Raw genomic sequence first — 3,298 nt, forward strand, 5'->3', positions numbered from 1 at the left:
GACCCGGTGAAGGTCACCCGCTCGGCGCTGCAGAACGCCGCGTCCATCACCGGCCTCTTCCTCACCATCGAGGTCGTCGTCGCGGACAAGCCGGAGCCCGCGGGCGCCGGCGGCGGTGCCGACGCGGCCGCCATGGGCGGCATGGGCGGCATGGGCTTCTGATCCACCCGGCGAGCCGGGCCACCCGGTGAGCTGAGCTGAACCACCGGTGGGTGGGCCCGCGGTGCAACCTGCGGACCCACCCACCGTCGTGTCACCGGCCAGGCCTTTCCGGCCGGGTTTTCCCAGCCGGCTTCCCCCGCCGGACGCATCCGCCGGATCGCCTGCTACCGGCCGCGGGCGGCCCGGCCGTGGCGGCGATGTCCCGTCAGGGCCCTCAGCAGGTACCCAGCATGGTGTTCAGGGCCGACTTCTCAGTGCTGTCCACGGTCAGGTTGTAGTAGTACTTCACCTGAACCCAGGCCCGCGCGTAGGTGCAGCGGAAGGACGACAGCGACGGCTGCCATTCCGCGGGGTCCTTGTCGCCCTTGGACTGGTTGACGTTGTCCGTGACGGCCCACAGCTCGGGCCCGCCGAGGTCGTTCGCGTAGGTCTGGCGCTGCGTGGTGGTCCACGCCCAGGCGCCGGAGGCCCATGCCTCCGCCAGCGGGACCATGTGGTCGATGTCCACGTCGGCCGCGGCCGTCCACGTGGCACCGTCGTACGGGCTGTACCACGATCCGGAGGTCGCGGCGCAGCTGCTGTTCACGACCACGCCGATACCGTCGCGCTTGAGGACCTGTTCCCGGGTGTTACAGGCACCACTCACGGTGATCCAGTGCGGGAAAAGGTCGCGGTCATAGGTCGACGCATGCGATTCCGCCGCTACCGTCAGCGAATTCAGCCTGGTCAGTGCCGTGCTCGCCGAGGGAATGTTCGGGGGCGTTGCCCCGGCAGGCGCGGCCGCGAACAGCACACACGCGACAATCGCGGCCACGGCCACGGCGGCCGCTTTCAGGAGGCGGGAGGCCACAGGGGTACTCCTGACCAGTTTCACCGTGGCCTGCCGGACCGCAGACTCAGTGAACGGCGAAACTCACCGGAGAATGGCAACAGCCCGTACCGGAAACAGGAGCAGATACACGAATCGACGGTGAACCTTCGGGGACGGCCACCGGCCCGCCAAAAAGATCTGTGTCATTCATTCGAAATTGCGGTGAACCTTGGGCGCAACGCCGGACCGATGGCCCGGTCACCAACGCGGCTCCGCGCGGAATCACGCCGGAGCGATGCCCGGCACGGTGGCCGCCGCCCGGTAAGGCCGGTCACCGATGGTCACGGACGAGCCGCGTCGGCCGGGCCGTCGGGCCGCGGAGAGCGGGGCCGGCGCCCCGGCACGACCGGCCACCGGAGCCGCCTGTGCGAGGTGACATGTCCCGCCGGCCCGTGGTAATTCCGGGGCGCACAACCGTGAGGCATCCGCCCGAGCTCGCGGACGCCCGCGCGAATGCCTACCGCGTCACCCGCCGATTTGCTATGTTGCTGGCCGGAAACTGGGAACGCAGAAGCTCAACCGACTGTCGGCCGTAGGCACAGCCGAGCTGGGCCCGGCCGGATTTCTGAGAGGGGCCTCGCCGCGTGTTCAAGCAGGTCTGCTTCTTCAAGAAGCGCCCGGACATGACAACAGAAGAGTTCCTGGACTACTACGAGAACCAGCACACACAGCTGGCGAAGAAGATCGGGAAGCCGGCCATACCGAACGCGGTCCGGTACGTGCGACGTTACCTGACTCCCGTCGAGAACCCGGTGACCGGAGAAATCCACGACAGCGGTTACGACTGCATCATGGAGATCTGGTGGAACAGCCGCGAGGACTTCGAGAACTCGCAGCGTCTCATCAGGGACCCCGAGCGGCTGCCGCACACGCTGGAGGACGAGAAGAAGCTCTTCGCCACGCACGCCAACCCGATCTGCATCGTGGAGGAACACGATTCGCCGATGGGTCCCGACGGGGAGACCTACGACTGGGTTCCGGTCGTCCGCGGGTGAGCGCCCCCGAGGAACGGCAGGGACCTCCCGGCGGCTTTGACCATCAGGCCCGGTCCGGACCCGACAGGAAGCGGTTAGCCAGATGAGTGACCTTCATGATCTCCCGGCCCGGGTCTTCAGCCTCATAGAGTCGGGGGTGGTGGCCGAGTTCTCGACGGTGTCCGCGGCCGGCATTCCGATCGACACGCCCACCTACTATTTTCCGGCCGACGACATGTCGACGATCGACCTGGCAACGGGCCTGCCCAATCCGGCCAAGGCCGAGCGGGTGCGGCGCACCTCGAAGGTCGGGCTCCTGATCGAGGGCCGCCCCGAGGAACCGGTCGTGGTCATTCGCGCCCACGGTGCGGTGCGCGACAGCGACATCCAGGCCAACGCCATCCGCTATCTCGCCGAGACCGGCTACGAGGGGATCAGCCACGGCATCACGTGGGAGGAGGCACGCAAGGCCGTCACCTACTGGTCTCGGATCATCATCGAGAACAAGCCCGAACGGGTGTACTGGTGGGACAGCCACGCGGCCCTCGACGACCCACCGCAGGTGTGGTCCGCGGCGCCCGACACGGTCTACCCGACATCTGACCCCTCGCCCGCCCGCAGGATGAAGCAGTCGGCCTGGCAGGTCCGTCCCTGGCAGGACGTGGCCAGGGAGGCCGTGGAGGGCGGCACTCCGGCGCATCTGTCGGTGCTCGACGAGGACGGTTTTCCGCTTCCGATGCGGGTGACCTCCTTCGAGCTGACAGCCGAGGGCTTCCGGCTGGCGGTGCCCACGGGCACCCCCTGGCGGCTGCGGGGCAGGGCGTCGCTCACCTTCGCGGGTTTCCGTACCTTCGTCGGCGACGCCGGAGCGGACGGCGGTGCTGGAGTGGACGGCGGCGACCACGTCCTGTTCCGCGTCGAGCGCTCGCTCCCCCAGCACCCGGCGACACTCGACACGAAGCAGGTTCTCCAGCCGAGCGAGGACACCCTCGCCAAGGCGAGGGCACGGCTCGAGTACGAGGCTGAGCGGCGCGGCCAGTCCCTGCCGGTCATCCCGGCGGACCCCCCGCCGCGGACCCGCATCGCGCTGATCCGCCGGGCGCGCATCGCCAGCGACGCACCGATCACCGGCATCACCGAGGAGCACGGGAACCGGAGGACCTGACCCACCCGCCGCGCCCGCGGACGGCACGCCGGGCCGCGGGCCGGCGCTCGTCCTCGGCGGCGGCCGCACCGCCACGACGCAGAGGGCGCGCGGGGGGCGGCGCGGCACGGCGTGGGGGGACGGCGC

At 69.5% G+C, this 3,298-nt stretch carries 3 protein-coding genes; 2 read left to right on the forward strand and 1 reads right to left on the reverse strand.

Annotation, left to right across the window (positions count from 1 at the left end; genetic code table 11):
• Positions 1-376 precede the first annotated feature (376 nt).
• Entirely contained in the window at positions 377-1,012 is a 636-nt protein-coding gene (locus tag MXD62_RS19615; RefSeq protein WP_248830974.1) for an HNH endonuclease family protein, read from the reverse strand.
• 605 nt (positions 1,013-1,617) lie between these two features.
• Between MXD62_RS19615 and MXD62_RS19620 the strand changes: the two genes are divergently transcribed.
• Positions 1,618-2,028, forward strand: coding sequence for an EthD domain-containing protein (locus MXD62_RS19620; RefSeq protein WP_071065222.1), 411 nt, complete (start codon positions 1,618-1,620; stop codon positions 2,026-2,028).
• Positions 2,029-2,110: 82 nt separating this feature from the next.
• Positions 2,111-3,172 (forward strand): pyridoxamine 5'-phosphate oxidase family protein, encoded by a 1,062-nt coding sequence (locus MXD62_RS19625; protein ID WP_248830975.1) that lies wholly within the window; start codon positions 2,111-2,113, stop codon positions 3,170-3,172.
• The last annotated feature ends 126 nt before the right edge of the window (positions 3,173-3,298 follow it).

It is taken from the genome of Frankia sp. Mgl5 (assembly GCF_023242985.1).
Taxonomy (GTDB): domain Bacteria; phylum Actinomycetota; class Actinomycetes; order Frankiales; family Frankiaceae; genus Parafrankia; species Parafrankia soli.